This is a genomic window from Catenulispora sp. MAP12-49, assembly GCF_041262705.1.
GTDB lineage: Bacteria > Actinomycetota > Actinomycetes > Streptomycetales > Catenulisporaceae > Catenulispora.
Genome location: NZ_JBGCCP010000003.1, coordinates 436,857 through 450,338, shown reverse-complemented (window position 1 = coordinate 450,338; position 13,482 = coordinate 436,857). Strand labels below are relative to the sequence as shown.

Annotated in this window: 13 protein-coding genes, 1 tRNA gene and 1 pseudogene; 2 read left to right on the top strand and 13 right to left on the bottom strand. The window is 70.2% G+C overall.

All coding sequences use genetic code 11. The features are described from left to right. Positions 1-14: 14 nt before the first annotated feature. Positions 15-497 (bottom strand): MarR family winged helix-turn-helix transcriptional regulator, encoded by a 483-nt coding sequence (locus ABIA35_RS09225; protein WP_370337941.1) that lies wholly within the window; start codon positions 495-497, stop codon positions 15-17. Between the two features lie 51 nt (positions 498-548). Then, positions 549-625, bottom strand: a tRNA-Met gene (locus tag ABIA35_RS09220). A 235-nt stretch (positions 626-860) separates the two neighbouring features. Here ABIA35_RS09220 and ABIA35_RS09215 point away from each other — a divergent pair. Continuing rightward, on the top strand, positions 861-1,652 hold the full coding sequence (locus ABIA35_RS09215; protein WP_370337939.1) for an alpha/beta fold hydrolase: 792 nt from the start codon (positions 861-863) through the stop codon (positions 1,650-1,652). 67 nt (positions 1,653-1,719) lie between these two features. Here the strand turns inward: ABIA35_RS09215 and ABIA35_RS09210 are convergent, their stop codons facing one another. From ABIA35_RS09210 to ABIA35_RS09195, 4 genes are read right to left on the bottom strand one after another with little or no spacing between them, the layout of a single operon-like run. Beyond that, the gene (locus ABIA35_RS09210; RefSeq protein ID WP_370357582.1) at positions 1,720-2,892 is read right to left on the bottom strand and encodes a Gfo/Idh/MocA family protein; all 1,173 of its coding nucleotides are present in this window, start codon (positions 2,890-2,892) and stop codon (positions 1,720-1,722) included. Positions 2,893-2,918: 26 nt separating this feature from the next. Next, positions 2,919-3,734, bottom strand: a complete 816-nt coding sequence (locus ABIA35_RS09205; RefSeq protein ID WP_370337935.1) for a carbohydrate ABC transporter permease — start codon at positions 3,732-3,734, stop codon at positions 2,919-2,921. Beyond that, positions 3,727-4,716: a carbohydrate ABC transporter permease gene (locus ABIA35_RS09200; RefSeq protein WP_370357581.1), complete on the bottom strand. Its 990-nt coding sequence runs from the start codon at positions 4,714-4,716 to the stop codon at positions 3,727-3,729. Before ABIA35_RS09200 ends, ABIA35_RS09205 begins: the two co-directional genes overlap by 8 nt. Positions 4,717-4,720: 4 nt before the next feature. Beyond that, positions 4,721-5,983 carry a sugar ABC transporter substrate-binding protein gene (locus tag ABIA35_RS09195; RefSeq protein WP_370337931.1) on the bottom strand — a complete coding sequence of 421 codons (1,263 nt, stop codon included), beginning with the start codon at positions 5,981-5,983 and terminating at the stop codon, positions 4,721-4,723. Between the two features lie 271 nt (positions 5,984-6,254). Here ABIA35_RS09195 and ABIA35_RS09190 point away from each other — a divergent pair. Then, positions 6,255-7,304: pseudogene (locus ABIA35_RS09190) on the top strand (ROK family protein); the annotation flags it as partial. 9 nt (positions 7,305-7,313) lie between these two features. Here ABIA35_RS09190 and ABIA35_RS09185 read toward each other — a convergent pair. The 7 genes from ABIA35_RS09185 to ABIA35_RS09155 are packed head-to-tail and all read right to left on the bottom strand — an operon-like array spanning position 7,314 to position 13,437. Further along, entirely contained in the window at positions 7,314-8,471 is a 1,158-nt protein-coding gene (locus tag ABIA35_RS09185) for a branched-chain amino acid ABC transporter permease (RefSeq protein ID WP_370357580.1), read from the bottom strand. Then, positions 8,468-9,343, bottom strand: coding sequence for a branched-chain amino acid ABC transporter permease (locus ABIA35_RS09180; protein ID WP_370357579.1), 876 nt, complete (start codon positions 9,341-9,343; stop codon positions 8,468-8,470). The genes ABIA35_RS09185 and ABIA35_RS09180 overlap by 4 nt, the downstream gene beginning before the upstream one ends. Continuing rightward, positions 9,340-10,095 carry an ABC transporter ATP-binding protein gene (locus tag ABIA35_RS09175; RefSeq protein ID WP_370357578.1) on the bottom strand — a complete coding sequence of 252 codons (756 nt, stop codon included), beginning with the start codon at positions 10,093-10,095 and terminating at the stop codon, positions 9,340-9,342. Before ABIA35_RS09175 ends, ABIA35_RS09180 begins: the two co-directional genes overlap by 4 nt. Then, positions 10,092-10,805 (bottom strand): ABC transporter ATP-binding protein, encoded by a 714-nt coding sequence (locus ABIA35_RS09170; RefSeq protein ID WP_370337923.1) that lies wholly within the window; start codon positions 10,803-10,805, stop codon positions 10,092-10,094. Before ABIA35_RS09170 ends, ABIA35_RS09175 begins: the two co-directional genes overlap by 4 nt. 2 nt (positions 10,806-10,807) lie before the next feature. After that, positions 10,808-12,049, bottom strand: a complete 1,242-nt coding sequence (locus tag ABIA35_RS09165) for a substrate-binding domain-containing protein (protein WP_370357577.1) — start codon at positions 12,047-12,049, stop codon at positions 10,808-10,810. Between the two features lie 10 nt (positions 12,050-12,059). Then, positions 12,060-12,725 (bottom strand): CoA transferase subunit B, encoded by a 666-nt coding sequence (locus tag ABIA35_RS09160; RefSeq protein ID WP_370357576.1) that lies wholly within the window; start codon positions 12,723-12,725, stop codon positions 12,060-12,062. 1 nt (position 12,726) lies between these two features. After that, on the bottom strand, positions 12,727-13,437 hold the full coding sequence (locus tag ABIA35_RS09155; RefSeq protein WP_370357575.1) for a CoA transferase subunit A: 711 nt from the start codon (positions 13,435-13,437) through the stop codon (positions 12,727-12,729). Positions 13,438-13,482 lie beyond the last annotated feature (45 nt).

Below are 13,482 nucleotides of genomic sequence, written 5' to 3'. Positions count from 1 at the left end.
CCGGACGCGGCGCCTCAGTCCTGCTTTTCGCAGGTGAAGTCGTCCCCGAACACGACAGGCACCTGATTCGCCATGACCAGACGGCCGAGCAATTCCGCCAGCTGTGCCTGTTCCTCGTCGGAGAGCATGACCGGCAGCTCGGCGACGCGCTGCACGGTCTCGTCGTAGAACTCCTCGGCGAGCCTCTCCCCCTCCTCGGTGAGGAAGACGCGGACCGCGCGGCCGTCGGCGCTGTCCGCCTCGCGCCGGACCAGACCGCGGCGCAGCGAGCGGTCCACCAGACCGGTGAGACTGGATTTGGCCAGACCGAGGATGCGGACGAGTTCGCCCATGCCAAAACCCTCTTCGGGCTTGCCCATCAGGACGCAGAGCAACTGGCCCTGCTGCGAGGTGAGCTGGTGCTTGCGAGCCGTCTGCTCGTAGGTGGCGTCGACCAGGAAGGCCGAGCGGACGAGGGCCGTGACGATGCTCATCTCGGCTTCCGGTTCGCGCACCATCAGGGCTCCCACATAAACGTCGAGGCCCCTCAGATATCTGAGGGGCCTCGTTGGTAGCGGGGACAGGATTTGAACCTGCGACCTCTGGGTTATGAGCCCAGCGAGCTACCGAGCTGCTCCACCCCGCGCCGTCTTGCTTCTCCTCTACTGTAACACCTCTTCGCTACCGACTGGCGCGTTATTCGCGTGGGCACCACCACACCCGCAGCGCCGGATATGGCGACGGGCCCTATTGCCATGGCGTTCTGTCGCGGGGAACCTGGCGGGATGCGACAGAGCGTGGAGATCCAGTTCCCCTCAGGTGCCGGTTCGTATGCGGTGACCCGCTGGTCGGGACCCGGAGAGACGGATCAGACACCTACCGTGATCGCCGCGCACGGCATCACCGCCAACAGCCTGGCCTTCGCGCCGTTGGCCGAGGCGCTGCCGGAAGTCGACCTCATCGCGCCGGACCTGCGCGGTCGCGGGCGCTCCCGCGAAGTCGGCGGCCCGTACTCGATCGCCGCGCACGCGGACGACCTGGTCCGCACCCTCGACGAGTTCGGGGTGGAGCGCGCGACCATGCTGGGCCATTCGATGGGCGGATGGGTGGCCGCGACCGCCGCGGTCCGGCACCCGGACCGGTTCACCGGGGTGGTGCTGGTCGACGGCGGCCTGGGTTTCCCGTTGCCCGAGGGCACCGATCTGGACCAGCTGCTCGACGGACTGCTCGGCCCGGCGATGGCCAAGCTGCGCACGGTCTATGCCAGCCGGGAGGAGTTCCTCGCGCCGTGGCGCACACACCCGTCGTTCCAGGACGGCGGATACACGCCCGAGGTCGAGGCGTACCAGTTGCGGGACATCATCGGCACCGAGCCGGAGATCCGCTCGGCGTGCATCCTGGAGGCGGTCCGGGGCGACGCCGCGGACCAGCTGCGGAATCCTGAGGTGGTCGGCGCGATCCGCCGGCTGCCGGGGCCGGCGACGTTCCTGTACGCCGAACGAGGTCTGCTGAACGAGCCCGTCGGGCTCTACTCGCCCGAGGTCGTGGCCGCGGCCGAGCTCCCCGATGCCGGGGTCGGCGTGCGTTTCGTGCCCGGCACCAACCACTATTCGATCTTGCTCGGCGACCGCGGGATCGCCGCGGTCGCCGAGTCGGTCAGGGCGCTGCTGTAGGCAGGCGCCCCGATCTCGACCGGATGGGCCGGGCGCGGGTTCGAACCCGTGCCCGGTGCGGACGCCCTCAGCGCACCTGCCCCCGGTCGAAGTACTCGATCAGCTCCGGATCCAGCGGCGGGACGTCCAGCGGCGTGCCGCCGTCGCGCAGCGAGAGCGTGGCCATGTAGCCGGCCGCCACACTCATGCGCGCCGCGACCGGCGAGGTGTCGGTGGTCCCGCCGTCGCGGACGAAGCGGGCGAACTCAGCCATGATCGCGCCGTCCGCGCCGCCGTGGCTGCCTGTCGCGTCCGGGACCCGGTAGGCGATGTCGGCGTCGCCCCGGTAGCCGGTCGGGCCGGTGTTCCAGACCTTCACCACGTCGCCGGGCCCGTCGCCGAAGTTCTCCAGCCGGCCCTCGGTGCCGATCACGGTGTAGTTCCGGAAGTAGTCCGGCGCGAAGTGGCACTGCTGGTAGGCGGCGATGACGCCGTTGTCCAGCGTCATGTTCATCACCGAGACGTCCTCGACCTCGACCCGGTGGTTCAGGTCGCGGCGGGCCGTGGGCGGCCAGTCGAACTCCTTGAGCCAGCCGGCCGGCCGTGGCGTCCCCTCCTCGCGCCGCGGCAGGTCGCCGTAGACCATCAGGTCCCCGAACGCGCTGACCCGCTTGGTGAATCCGCCGGCCAGCCAGTGGACGACGTCCAGGTCGTGCGCCGCCTTCTGCAGCAGCAGACCGGTCGTGCGGTCCCGCTCGGCGTGCCAGTCCTTGAAGTAGTAGTCGCCGCCGTAGGACACGAAGTGCCGGACCCACACGGTCCTCGGCTCGCCGATGTCGCCGCGCGCGATGACGTCGCGCATCGTCCGGACCACGCCCATGTGCCGCATGTTGTGGCCGACGTAGAGCCGGGTCCCGGTCTCGTACGCGGCGCGCAGGATGGCGTCGGAGCTCTCGATGGTGATGGCCATCGGCTTCTCGAGGTAGACCGCCTTGCCCGCGTGCAGGCACTCGACGGCGATCGCCTCGTGGGTGTCATCCGGCGTCATGATGATGACGGCGTCGATGTCGGAGCGGGTCAGGAGTTTGCGGTAGTCGTCGACCGTCTCGGTGACACCGACCCGCTCCACCGCCTTGGCCAGCGCGGCCGGATCGGTGTCGCAGAGCACGGCGACCTCGAAGCCGCGATCCGGCTGGTGCGCGGCGACGGCCAAAGAGGTGCGCAGGCCCAAGCCGATCACACCGAAGCGCAGATTGCTCACAGCAGAGTGTGCCTTTCGTAAAAGTCTTACTTGGTGCCGGTGAGGGCTATGCCCTCGGTGATGCGGCGCTGCGCGGCCAGGAACAGAATGATCATCGGCAGGCTGGCCAGCAGCGAGCCGGCCATCAGCAGCGGGTACTCGGTGAGGTGCTCGCCCTGCAGCGTGGACAGGCCCACGGTGAGCGGCATCTTGGAGTCGTCGTTCACCACGACGAGCGGCCACAGCAGGTCGTTCCACGACCACAGCACCGTGAGCACGCCCATCGAGATCAGCCCGGGCTTGGCCAGCGGCAGCATCACCGTCCAGAAGATCCGGAAGGTGCCGGCACCGTCCAGGCGCGCGGCCTCCTCGACCTCGTCGGGCAGCGACATGAAGAACTGCCGGAGCATGAACGTGCCGAAGGCGCTGAACAGGCCCGGCAGGACCACGCCGGACAGCGTGTTGAGCAGGCCGAGGTTCTGCACCAGCTGGTACTGCGGCAGCAGGTAGACCTGGCTGGGCACCATCAGGACCGCGAGCATCACCAGGAACAGGGCGTTGCGGCCGGGGAAGCGCAGCCGCGCGAAGGCGTAGGCGGCCATCGAGCAGAACAGCACCTGCGCCACGACCCGCACCACGGTCTGCAGCACCGAGTTCAGGAACTGCTGGGCGAACTTGGTGTCGTGGAAGACCTGGCTGTAGTTCGACCACTGCCACGAGGGCAGGAAGTGCGGGGGCACGCTGGTGGTCTCGCCGGTGGTCTGCAGCGAGGTGATGAGCTGCCACAGGAACGGCGCCACCATCGCCGACGCGCCGATGATCAGGATCACGTGGATCGGCCACAGCCGCTGCCTGCTACCCATAGTGGACCCACCTCTTCTGCAGCCGGAACTGGAGCGCGGTCAGCACCAGCAGCACCAGCGTGAGCACCACGGCGATGGCCGCGGCCAGGCCCTGGTTGCCGGTGACGAAGGCGTCCTCGTAGAAGAGGTAGGCGATCGTCTTGCTGCCGGCCAGCGCCGGGTTGGACTTGCCGAGCATCAGCAGGACCATGTCGAACATCTGCAGGCCGCCGATCACCGACAGCACCGAGACGAAGAAGATGCTGGGGCTCAGCAGGGGCAGCGTGATCGAGAAGAACTGCCGGATCCGTCCGGCGCCGTCCAGCGAGGAGGCCTCGTAGTACTGGCGCGGGATGTTCTTCAGCCCTGCGGCGAAGATGATCATGTTGTAGCCCAGCGAGCTCCAGATGCCCACCAGGCCCATGGCCCAGATCGTGTACCGGTCGTCGGACACCCAGTGCGGGCCGTGGATCCCGATCAGGGACAGCAGGTAGTTGATGAGCCCGTAGTCGCCGTTGTAGAGCCAGCGCCAGATCATCGCGACCGCGGCCGGCATGGTGACCACCGGGATGAAGTACAGGATCCGGTACAGGCTCGCGTACTTGCCGCTGACCTGGTTCATCAGGGCGGCGAAGACGATCGACATCGGGATGCCGGCCAGCACGATCAGCGAGTACTTGACCGTGTTCCAGGCCGCACGCGGCAGCTGCGGGTCCGACATGAAGGAGCTGTAGTTCTTGAAGCCGACCCACTGCTGGCCGCCGAAGACGCCCCACGAGGTGAAGCTGAAATAGGCGGACTGCACGATCGGCCACAGGTAGAACAGCACCAGGCCGAGGAACAGGGGCGCGATCATCGCGTAGCCCCAGGCCCATTCCTTCATGTGCGCCTTGGAGAAGCGGGGGCGCCGGCCGGCGACCGGCCGGGGGGCCGGCCCGCGCTCCGGGCCGGCCCCCCGCGCCGCCTTGCCGGCGGCGACGGAGGGGGATTCGGTGGCTGACACCCGGCTACTCCTTGGCCAGTTCGGCGTTCATCTGGTCCGCTATCTGCTTGGCGCCGGTCTGCAGATCGAGCTTGCCGCCCCAGATCTGGTCCAGGGTGGTCTGCATCGGCGTGGTCCAGGCCGCGGTGTTCTTCGACACCGGGTACGGCACCGCGACGTCCAGCTGGTCGATGAAGGACTGCAGGTGGTACTGCGGGGTCGAGGCCACCCAGGTCGCGGACAGGCCGTTGTAGGCCGGGATCACGGTGCCGGTCTTGGCCTGGATCTCGTTGGCGTCCTTGGATCCGAGGTACTGGACGAACTCCCAGGCCGCCTGCGGATGCTTGGTCTTGGCGTAGATGACGTTCGCCAGGCCGTTGATGACCGTCGCCTTCTTGCCGTCCGGGCCGGCCGGCAGCGGCGCGACGTCGGCGTCCAGGCCGGGCGCCGCCTTGTACTCGGGCATGTCGTAGTCGCCGTCGGCGAACATCGCCACCTTGCCGGAGGCGAACAGCTGGTCCGGCTGGGTGTCGGTCATCTGCTGCGCGGTCGGCGAGACGTGGTACTTGGTGACGAAGTCCAGCGCGTACTGCAGGCCGGCGATGCTCTTGGGGTCGTCGAAGCCGGACTTCTTGTGGTCCGGGGTGATGGCCTGGCCGCCGGCCTGGAGCATCGTGTTGTACAGGTTCTCCTGCGTCCAGTCCGGGGAGGCGATGCCCCACACGCCCTTGCCGGGGTCGTTCAGCTTCTGGGCCGCGCTGAGCACGTCCTGCCAGGTCCAGCTGGCGGTCGGGTATTTAACCCCGGCGGCATCGAAAAGCTTCTTGTTGTACCAGAGCCCGACGGTGTCGAAGTCCTTCGGCATGCCGTACTGCTTGCCGTCGAGGGTGTAGACGTCGTTCAGCGACTTCGGGAACGGGCTGTTGTCGAAGCCGGGCTTGTCCGACAGCGACAGCAGCTGCTTCTGGCCGGCGTACAGGCCGATGCGCGTGGTGCTCATCCAGAAGACGTCGGGGGCGGTGCCGGAGGCGGCCGCGGTCTGCAGCTTGGTCCAGTAGTCGGCGTTCGGCGTCAGCTGGATGTTGATCGTGATGTTCGGGTGCGAGGCGTGGAACGCGTCGGCGATCTCCTGCATCGCGGGCTTCTGCTTCGGGTCCCAGATGCCGTAGGTCAGGGTGACCGGACCGGAGTCGGCCTGTCCGGAAGACGAGGACTTCGAGGAGGAACAGCCGGTCGCGGCCAGGGCCAGAGCCCCGCCGACGGCCAGCACCAACGCCTTTCGGAACATCCGCGTCTCCCAACGTTTTCGTGCGCCGTCCGCGGCGTCGCCGCCTGTCAGAGGGCTGTGAGGGGTGGGTTCGGGAGGCGGGCCTCCCGTGATCCGGGACACTAGCCGCCGTTTTTGCTTGAGACCAGTGTTAATCGAGCAGGGTCACGCACGAGACGCGAAAAAGTACCCGTTCCGAGATCGGCCCGTGATCTTCAATCGGGATGACTCGGACATCTTTAAAACAGTGGCCAGGATAAATACCTGCCGTTCCCGGCTCCGCCCGCCTAAGATGGCCGCCATGCGACGGACCAGCGGCGACGGCAGCTTTCTGCGGAGCCTGAACGAGGTGGCGGTGCTGCGCGCGCTGCGCGAGACGGGGACCCCGACCCTGGCCGAGGTGGCCCGGACCGCGCAGCTGTCGCGGGCCACGACCGAGGTCATCATGGACTCGCTGCAGCGCAACGGCTGGGTGGTCGAGGCCGAGGCGGTGGCCGACGGCCAGCGCGGACGCCCCGCCCGGCGCTACACCTTCCGAGCGGCCGCGGCGCACGTCGCCGGGGTCGCCATCGGCGGCTCCGGCGTCACCGCGATGGTCGCCGACCTGGACGGGGACGTGGCGGGCCGGGCCGTGGAGCACCTGAGCCCCGAGCTGTCCGCCGCGGACCGGCTGAACGCCGTGCAGCGGGTGCTGGAGCGCGCTGCGGGCGCGGCCGACGTACCGCTGAGCCGGCTGGCCACGGTCGGCGTGGGCACCACCGGCGTCATCGACAACGAGGGCCGGGTGCTCAAGAGCGTCGCGCTGTCCAACTGGTCGGGGGTGGATCTGCAGGCCGAGCTGGCCTCGCGGCTGCCGGTCCCGGTCCTGGTCGAGAACGACATGCGGCTGGCGGTGCTGGCCGAGCACTGGCGCGGCGCGGCCTGCGAGCACGACAACGTGCTCTACCTGCACACCGGCCGCCGGATCGGGCTGGGGCTGCTGTTCGGCGGGGTGCCCTACCGGGGCTCGCACGCCGCCGCCGGCGAGCTCGGCGGCCATCCGAACAGCCGGTGGGCGGCGTTCCAGCACGTCATGGACTACGCGATGGCCGCCGACCCGGGCGAGCTGCGGGCGCCGTCGCAGGCCGCGCTGTTCGCGATGGAGCGCGCGGCCGCGGGCGAGGAGAAGGCCGCCGCGGCGTTCGAGGCGTTCGCCCGGGGGCTGGCCGAAGGGCTGGTCAGCCTGGTGACGCCGCTGGACCCGGACCTGGTGGTGATCGGCGGCAGCCTGGCCCAGACCGGCGAGCGCCTCACCGAGCCGATCAAGGCCCTGCTCGGCGAGGTCTGCCTGTATCCGCCGGACGTGCGGGTGTCAGAGCTCGGAGGCGACGCGGTCGGGATGGGCGCCGTGCGCCTGGCCCTCGACCACGCCGAGCCGGTGCTGTTCGCCTCGCTGTCCTCGGGGGCCTCTGGGTCTTCTGGAACTTCCGAGGCTTCCGGAGTCTCGGCCGCGTAGCCGGCGCGGCAGCGCGGCCAGCCCGCCGGGGACCGCGTAGACCACCAGCACGAACAACACACCGAGCAGCACCAGCGGCTGGGACAGCGGGATCCGCAGCACCGCCGGCAGACTCGCCACCGAGTCCGAGGTGGCGACCGCGCCGAGCCGGTGGTCCAGCAGCGTGTAGATCACGCCGCCGAGCACCGGGCCCCAGCGCGTCCCGGACCCGCCGAGCACCACCATGACCAGCAGCGCCAAAGTGAAGTCGGTGGTCGTGGTCTCGGGCGTGGCGCCGGCGGTGACCAGCAGGTGCACCACGCCGCCGGCCGCGCCGAGCGTCCCGGCCAGCACGAACGCGCCGAGCTGGTAGCGGAAGGGATTCAGGCCGAGCACCTCGGCGCGCCGCTCGTTGTCGCGGATCGCCTGCCAGACCCGGCCGATCCGGCTGCCGGTCAGCCACCACACCACGCCGCAGACCACGACCAGGTAGGCCAGCGCGAGCCAGTACAGGTTGACGGTGTTGACGACGCCGACGAACGCCGCGGGCACCTTCTCGGTGCTCAGCGGCAGCCCTTCCTCCCCGCCGGTGGTCTTCGGATCGCGGCTGACGAGGATGGAGCCGGCCTGCGCGAACGCCAGGGTGACCATGGCGAACCCGACGGTGCCCAGATTTCCGACACCCTTCAGCGAAACCGCGCCGAGCAGGGTGCTGACGGCGGCTCCGATCCCGATCGCCAGCACGGCGGCGAGTGCGAGCGGCAGGTGCATGTCCTTCATCGCCAGCTCCGCGCTGTACGCGCCGACGGCGACGTAGAGCGCGTGCCCGAACGACATCAGGCCGAGCCTGCCGAACAGCAGGTCGTAGCCGACGGCCAGGCCGGCGAACAGCAGGCACAGCGCGAGCAGTTGCAGCGAGCCGGGCGTGTTGACGGCGCCGTCGAAGACGCCGGGGATCTGGAGCGTCGAGTAGGGCAGGCTCAGCAGGACCGCGAGGACCGCGACCGGAATCAGGTGCTTGAGGTGGCGCTTCACGCTGTCCTCCGGATGAGCCTTTGGATGCCGTCCCGGTTCCCGCGCACGAGCAGCACGACGGCAAGGATCGCGACCGCGGCGAAGTCGCCGAGGCCGGAGGCGGCGTAGTAGTTGGTGAACTGCTGGATCAGCCCGACGGCAGCCGCGGCCAGCGCGACCCCGTCTGTGCGCCCCATCCCGCCGATCACCACGACCACGAACCCGAACACCAGCAGCGAGGTGCCCTGGTCGGGCGAGACGCTGCCGAAGTAGACGCCGCCGAGCGCCCCGGCCAGCCCGGCCAGCGCGCCGCCGATCGCGAAGACCAGGGTGAACGCCTTGCGCACGTCGATGCCGAGGGCGGTGACCATGGCACGGTCCTCGACACCGGCGCGGACGATGAGGCCATAGCGCGTCTTGGCCAGGAACAGCTTCAGCGCGGCGAGGACGACGATCGCGGCCGCGATCAGGACGAAGCGGTCGGTGGGGACCTTCGCGCCGAGCAGGCTGACGGTCCCGGCGAGCTGCTTCGGCGCTTGGAGCTGCCGGGCGTCGGCGCCCCAGATGCCCTGAACCAGGGCCGGGAGCGCGAGGCCGAGCCCGACGGTGACGAGGATCTGGTCCTTGGGACGGGAGTACAGGGGCCTGATGAGGACGGTCTCGATGACGGCTGCGAGGACGGCACCGGTCGCGATCGCGGCCGCCACGGCCACGGCGAACGGCAGGTGGCCGGTCAGCCGCCAGGCCGCGTAGGCGCCGGCGGTGACCAGCGCGCCGTGGGCGAAGTTGAGGACGTCCATCAGGCCGAAGATCAGGGACAGGCCACTGGCGATGAGGAAGTACAGGGCGCCGAGGCCGAGGCCGGTGAGGGTGAGCAGGACGAGGGTGCTCATTGCGCACCGCCCGCCGGCTCGGCGACCGACTCGGCAACCGGCTCGGCAGCCGCGCCGCGCGCCTGCCCGACGCCGAGCAGTTCCTGGGTCAGCGCCGTGTCCGCCAGCAGGTCGCGCACCGGCCCGCGGTGCACCACCTGCCCGGCCGCCAGCACCACGCCGTCGCCGGCGAGCCGGCGCACCAGCGCCAGGTTCTGCTCGACCAGCAGCATCGGCACGCGCTCGGCGGCGCGCTCGAGCACCTCCGCCACCTCGGTCACCACCTTCGGGGCCAGGCCCTTCGTCGGTTCGTCGACCACGATCAGGCGGTTGTCGTTCAGGAGGGTGCGCGCGATCGCGACCATCTGCTGCTGGCCGCCGGACAGGGTGCCGGCGGCCTGCGCGCCGCGCGTCTTGAGCTCGGGGAAGAGTTCGTAGACCAGGTCGTAGGCGTGCTTCGAGCCGCGCCGCTCGGCCAGCGCCAGGTTCTCCGTCACCGTCAGCTTCGCGAAGACGCAGCGGTCCTCCGGCGCGTAGCCGATGCCGCGCCGCACGATCTCGTGCGTGCGCAGCCGGTGCACCGGGCCGCCGGCGAAATCGATGCGGCCGGTGCGCGGGACCAGGCCGAGGATCGCCTTGACCGTCGTCGTCTTGCCGACGCCGTTGCGCCCGAGCAGTGCGGTGACGCCGGTCGGCGCCACCGCGAACGACACGCCCTGCAGGATGTGCGAGCCGCCGAGGGTGACGCGGACGTCGTCGAGTTCGAGGATCACAGCGCGTCCCCCACGTAGGCTTCCTGCACCCGCGGGTCTGCCATGATCCGCTCCGGGGTGTCGATCGCGAGCAGCGCGCCGTGGTGCATCACCGCGACGCGGTCGGCCAGGCCCAGCAGGACCTCCATGTGGTGCTCGACCATCAGGACAGTGCGGCCCTCGTCGCGGTGCAGGGCCCTGATCACCTCGACGAGTTCGGGGACGTCGCCAGAGGCGACGCCGGCCATCGGCTCGTCCAGGAGCAGCAGCCGCTCGGCGCCGGAGGCCAGCAGCATGGCCAACTCCAGCTTGCGCTTGTCGCCGTGGGACAGGTCGGCGGCGAGGGCGCCAGACTTCTCGGTGAGCCGGACGCGCTCCAGGGGGTCCAGGACCGCCCCGCGCCGCTTCGCCGCGACCTGCTGGGCCAGCGCCACGTGCTCGGCGACGGTCATGGTCGGGAACACGCTGGAGGACTGGAAGGTGCGGCCGATCCCGCGCCGGGCCCGCTTGTGCGGCGGCTCGGCGGTGATGTCCGCGCCGTCCAGCGCGATGCGGCCTGCGCTGGCCCGGTTCAGGCCGCTGACCAGGTTGAACAGCGAGGTCTTGCCCGCGCCGTTCGGCCCGATCACCGCGACGAACTCGCCCTCGCCGACCGAGAGGTCCACACCGGACAAGATCGCCGAGCCGCCGACTGTCCAGGACAGCCCGGTCAGTGAGAGGACGTCGCCCATCGTCAGCTCGCCGGGAAGCTCTTGGCCGGCGGCGCGACCTCGTTCGGGTCCAGGGTCTTCACCACGGTCGGGGTGGTGCCGTCCAGCTTGGCCTGGAACATCGGCTGCAGCAGCGCGTGGTCCGAGGCGCGGATCGTGTAGGCGCCCTTGATGCCGTCGAAGCTCCAGCCCTCCAGGTTCTTCACCATGGCGTCGACGTCGCTGTCGCCGTTCTCCGCGGCGTGCACCACCATCTGCGCGGCGGTGAAGCCGTCGGGGCTGAACAGGTCCGGCTGCTCGCCGTGCGCCGCCAGGTAGGCGTCCATCGCCTTGGCCGCGTCGTTGCTGGTGCCGTCGGGGACGTAGTGCGCCAGGAAGGACACCTTGCCGCCGGTCGAGGCGAACACCGGGTAGGAGGCTCGCACGTCCAGGCCGGTGACGGTGGTCGTGGAGTCCAGGACGCCCTGCTGCGACAGCGCGGTCCACAGCGCCTGGGCCGTGGTGCCGGCCCAGGCCACGAACAGCAGGTCCGGCTTGGCGTTCTTGGCCTGGGTGGCGAACGGCGTCAGGTCGGTGGCGCTCGGCGGGGCGAGCACCGAGTCCACCTTGGCGCCCTTGGCGCCGAGCACCGCCTTCACCGCCGCGACGTTCGCCTGGCCGAAGGCGCTGTCCTGGGCCAGGACGGTGACGTGCTTGTTCGTCAGGTCGCCGACGAAGGACGCGGCGGTGGCGATGTCCTGATACGTCTCGCGGCCCGACCGGAACGTGTACTTGTTCAGGCCGGTGACCTCGTCGGTCGCGGCCGGGCCGGAGATGAACAGCACCTTGTTCTGCGCGGCCAGCGGCGCCACCTGGAGCGCGACGCCGGAGGCGGTGGACCCGGCCAGGATGTGGTAGCCCTGGCCGATCAGGTCCTTGGCGGCGCTGACCGCCTTGGTCGGGTCCCCCGCGTCGTCGCGCTGGACCACCTCGATCTTGTGGCCGTTCACGGCGTCGGTGCCGTGCGTGGCGTAGTCGAGGCCGGCCAGGAAGCCCTGGTAGTAGTCCTTGCCGTAGTCGGCGAGGGCGCCGGTCTCGGAGTAGACGAGGCCGACCTTGATCGGCGCGCCGGAGGCCCCGGAGGAGGAGCCGCCGCCCGACGACCCGCCGGCCGCCTTGCTCGGGCTCCCGCACGCGGCCAGGGCCGCGATGGCCGCGGCGGCTATGGCGGCGGCGCTGTATCTGTGCAAAATTCTGAGTCCCGGCAGGATGCTGGTGGAATGCATGGCCGGAACGTTAAGTGCGCGTTACGGGCCCCGAAATGTGGGCCACCGCCACATCGAGGGGCGCCGCGGTGTTGGCCATCACCTCCTCGACGCCGACACCCGGCGCCAGCTCGACCAGCCGGAAGCCCTCGGGCGTCACGTCGAGGACCGCCAGGTCGGTGATGACGCGGTCGACGACACCCCTGCCGGTCAGGGGAAGCGTGCACTCCTGGAGCAGCTTCGGGGAGCCGTCCTTCGCAGTGTGCTCCATCACCACCAGCACCCGCCGCGCGCCGTGTACCAGGTCCATCGCGCCGCCCATGCCCTTGACCAGCTTGCCCGGGACGGTCCAGTTCGCCAGGTCCCCGCCGGCCGAGACCTGCATCGCGCCGAGCACGGCGGTGTCGATGTGGCCGCCGCGGATCATGCCGAAGGAGGTGGCCGAGTCGAAGAAGCTGGCCCCGGGCCGGACCGTGACGGTCTCCTTGCCGGCGTTGATGAGGTCGGGGTCGACGGCGTCCGGAGCCGGGTAGGGCCCGAGGCCCAGGATGCCGTTCTCGGACTGCAGGACCACTTCGACACCGGGCGGGAGGTGGCCGGGGATCAGCGTCGGCAGGCCGATGCCGAGGTTGACGTAGGAGCCGTCGCGGAGCTCGCGCGCCGCGCGGGCGGCCATCTCGTCGCGGGTGAGGGGCATGTCAGGAGGCTCCGTTCGGGGTGGTGGTCCGCTTCTCGATGCGCTTGTCCCGATGGTCCGGCGGGACCTGGACCACGCGCTGCACGAAGACGCCGGGCAGGTGGATCTCGTCGGGGCCGAGCTCCCCGGGCTCGACGAGCTCCTCGACCTCCGCGAGCGTCACCCGGCCGGCCATGGCCACCACCGGGTTGAAGTTGCGGGCCGAGGCGTGGAAGACGAGGTTTCCGTGGCGGTCCCCCTTGATGGCGCGGACCAGCGCGAAGTCCGCGGTGATGGCGGGTTCCAGCAGGTACTCGCGGCCGTCGAAGACGCGCGTCTCCTTGCCCGCGGCGACGCTCGTGCCGACGCCGGCCGGGGTGTAGTACGCCGGGATGCCCAGGCCGCCGGCGCGCAGGCTCTCGGCGAGCGTGCCCTGCGGCAGGAGTTCGACCTCCAGCTCGCCGGCCAGGTACTGGCGCGCGAACTCCTTGTTCTCGCCGACATAAGAGCTGGTCATCTTGGCGATGCGGCCGGCGCTGAGCAACAGGCCGAGGCCCCAGTCGTCCACGCCGCAATTGTTGGAGACGACGGAGAGCCCGGTCGCGCCCTGGTCGAGCAGGGCCGCTATCAGGGTGCTGGGGATGCCGCAGAGGCCGAAGCCGCCCACGGCGAGCGTGGCCGCCGAGGGGATGTCGGCCACCGCTTGGGACGGGGTCGGGGCTGTCTTGTCCATGAGGATGGACGGTATGGACGGACTGCTCCGTTTGATATGTCTTCG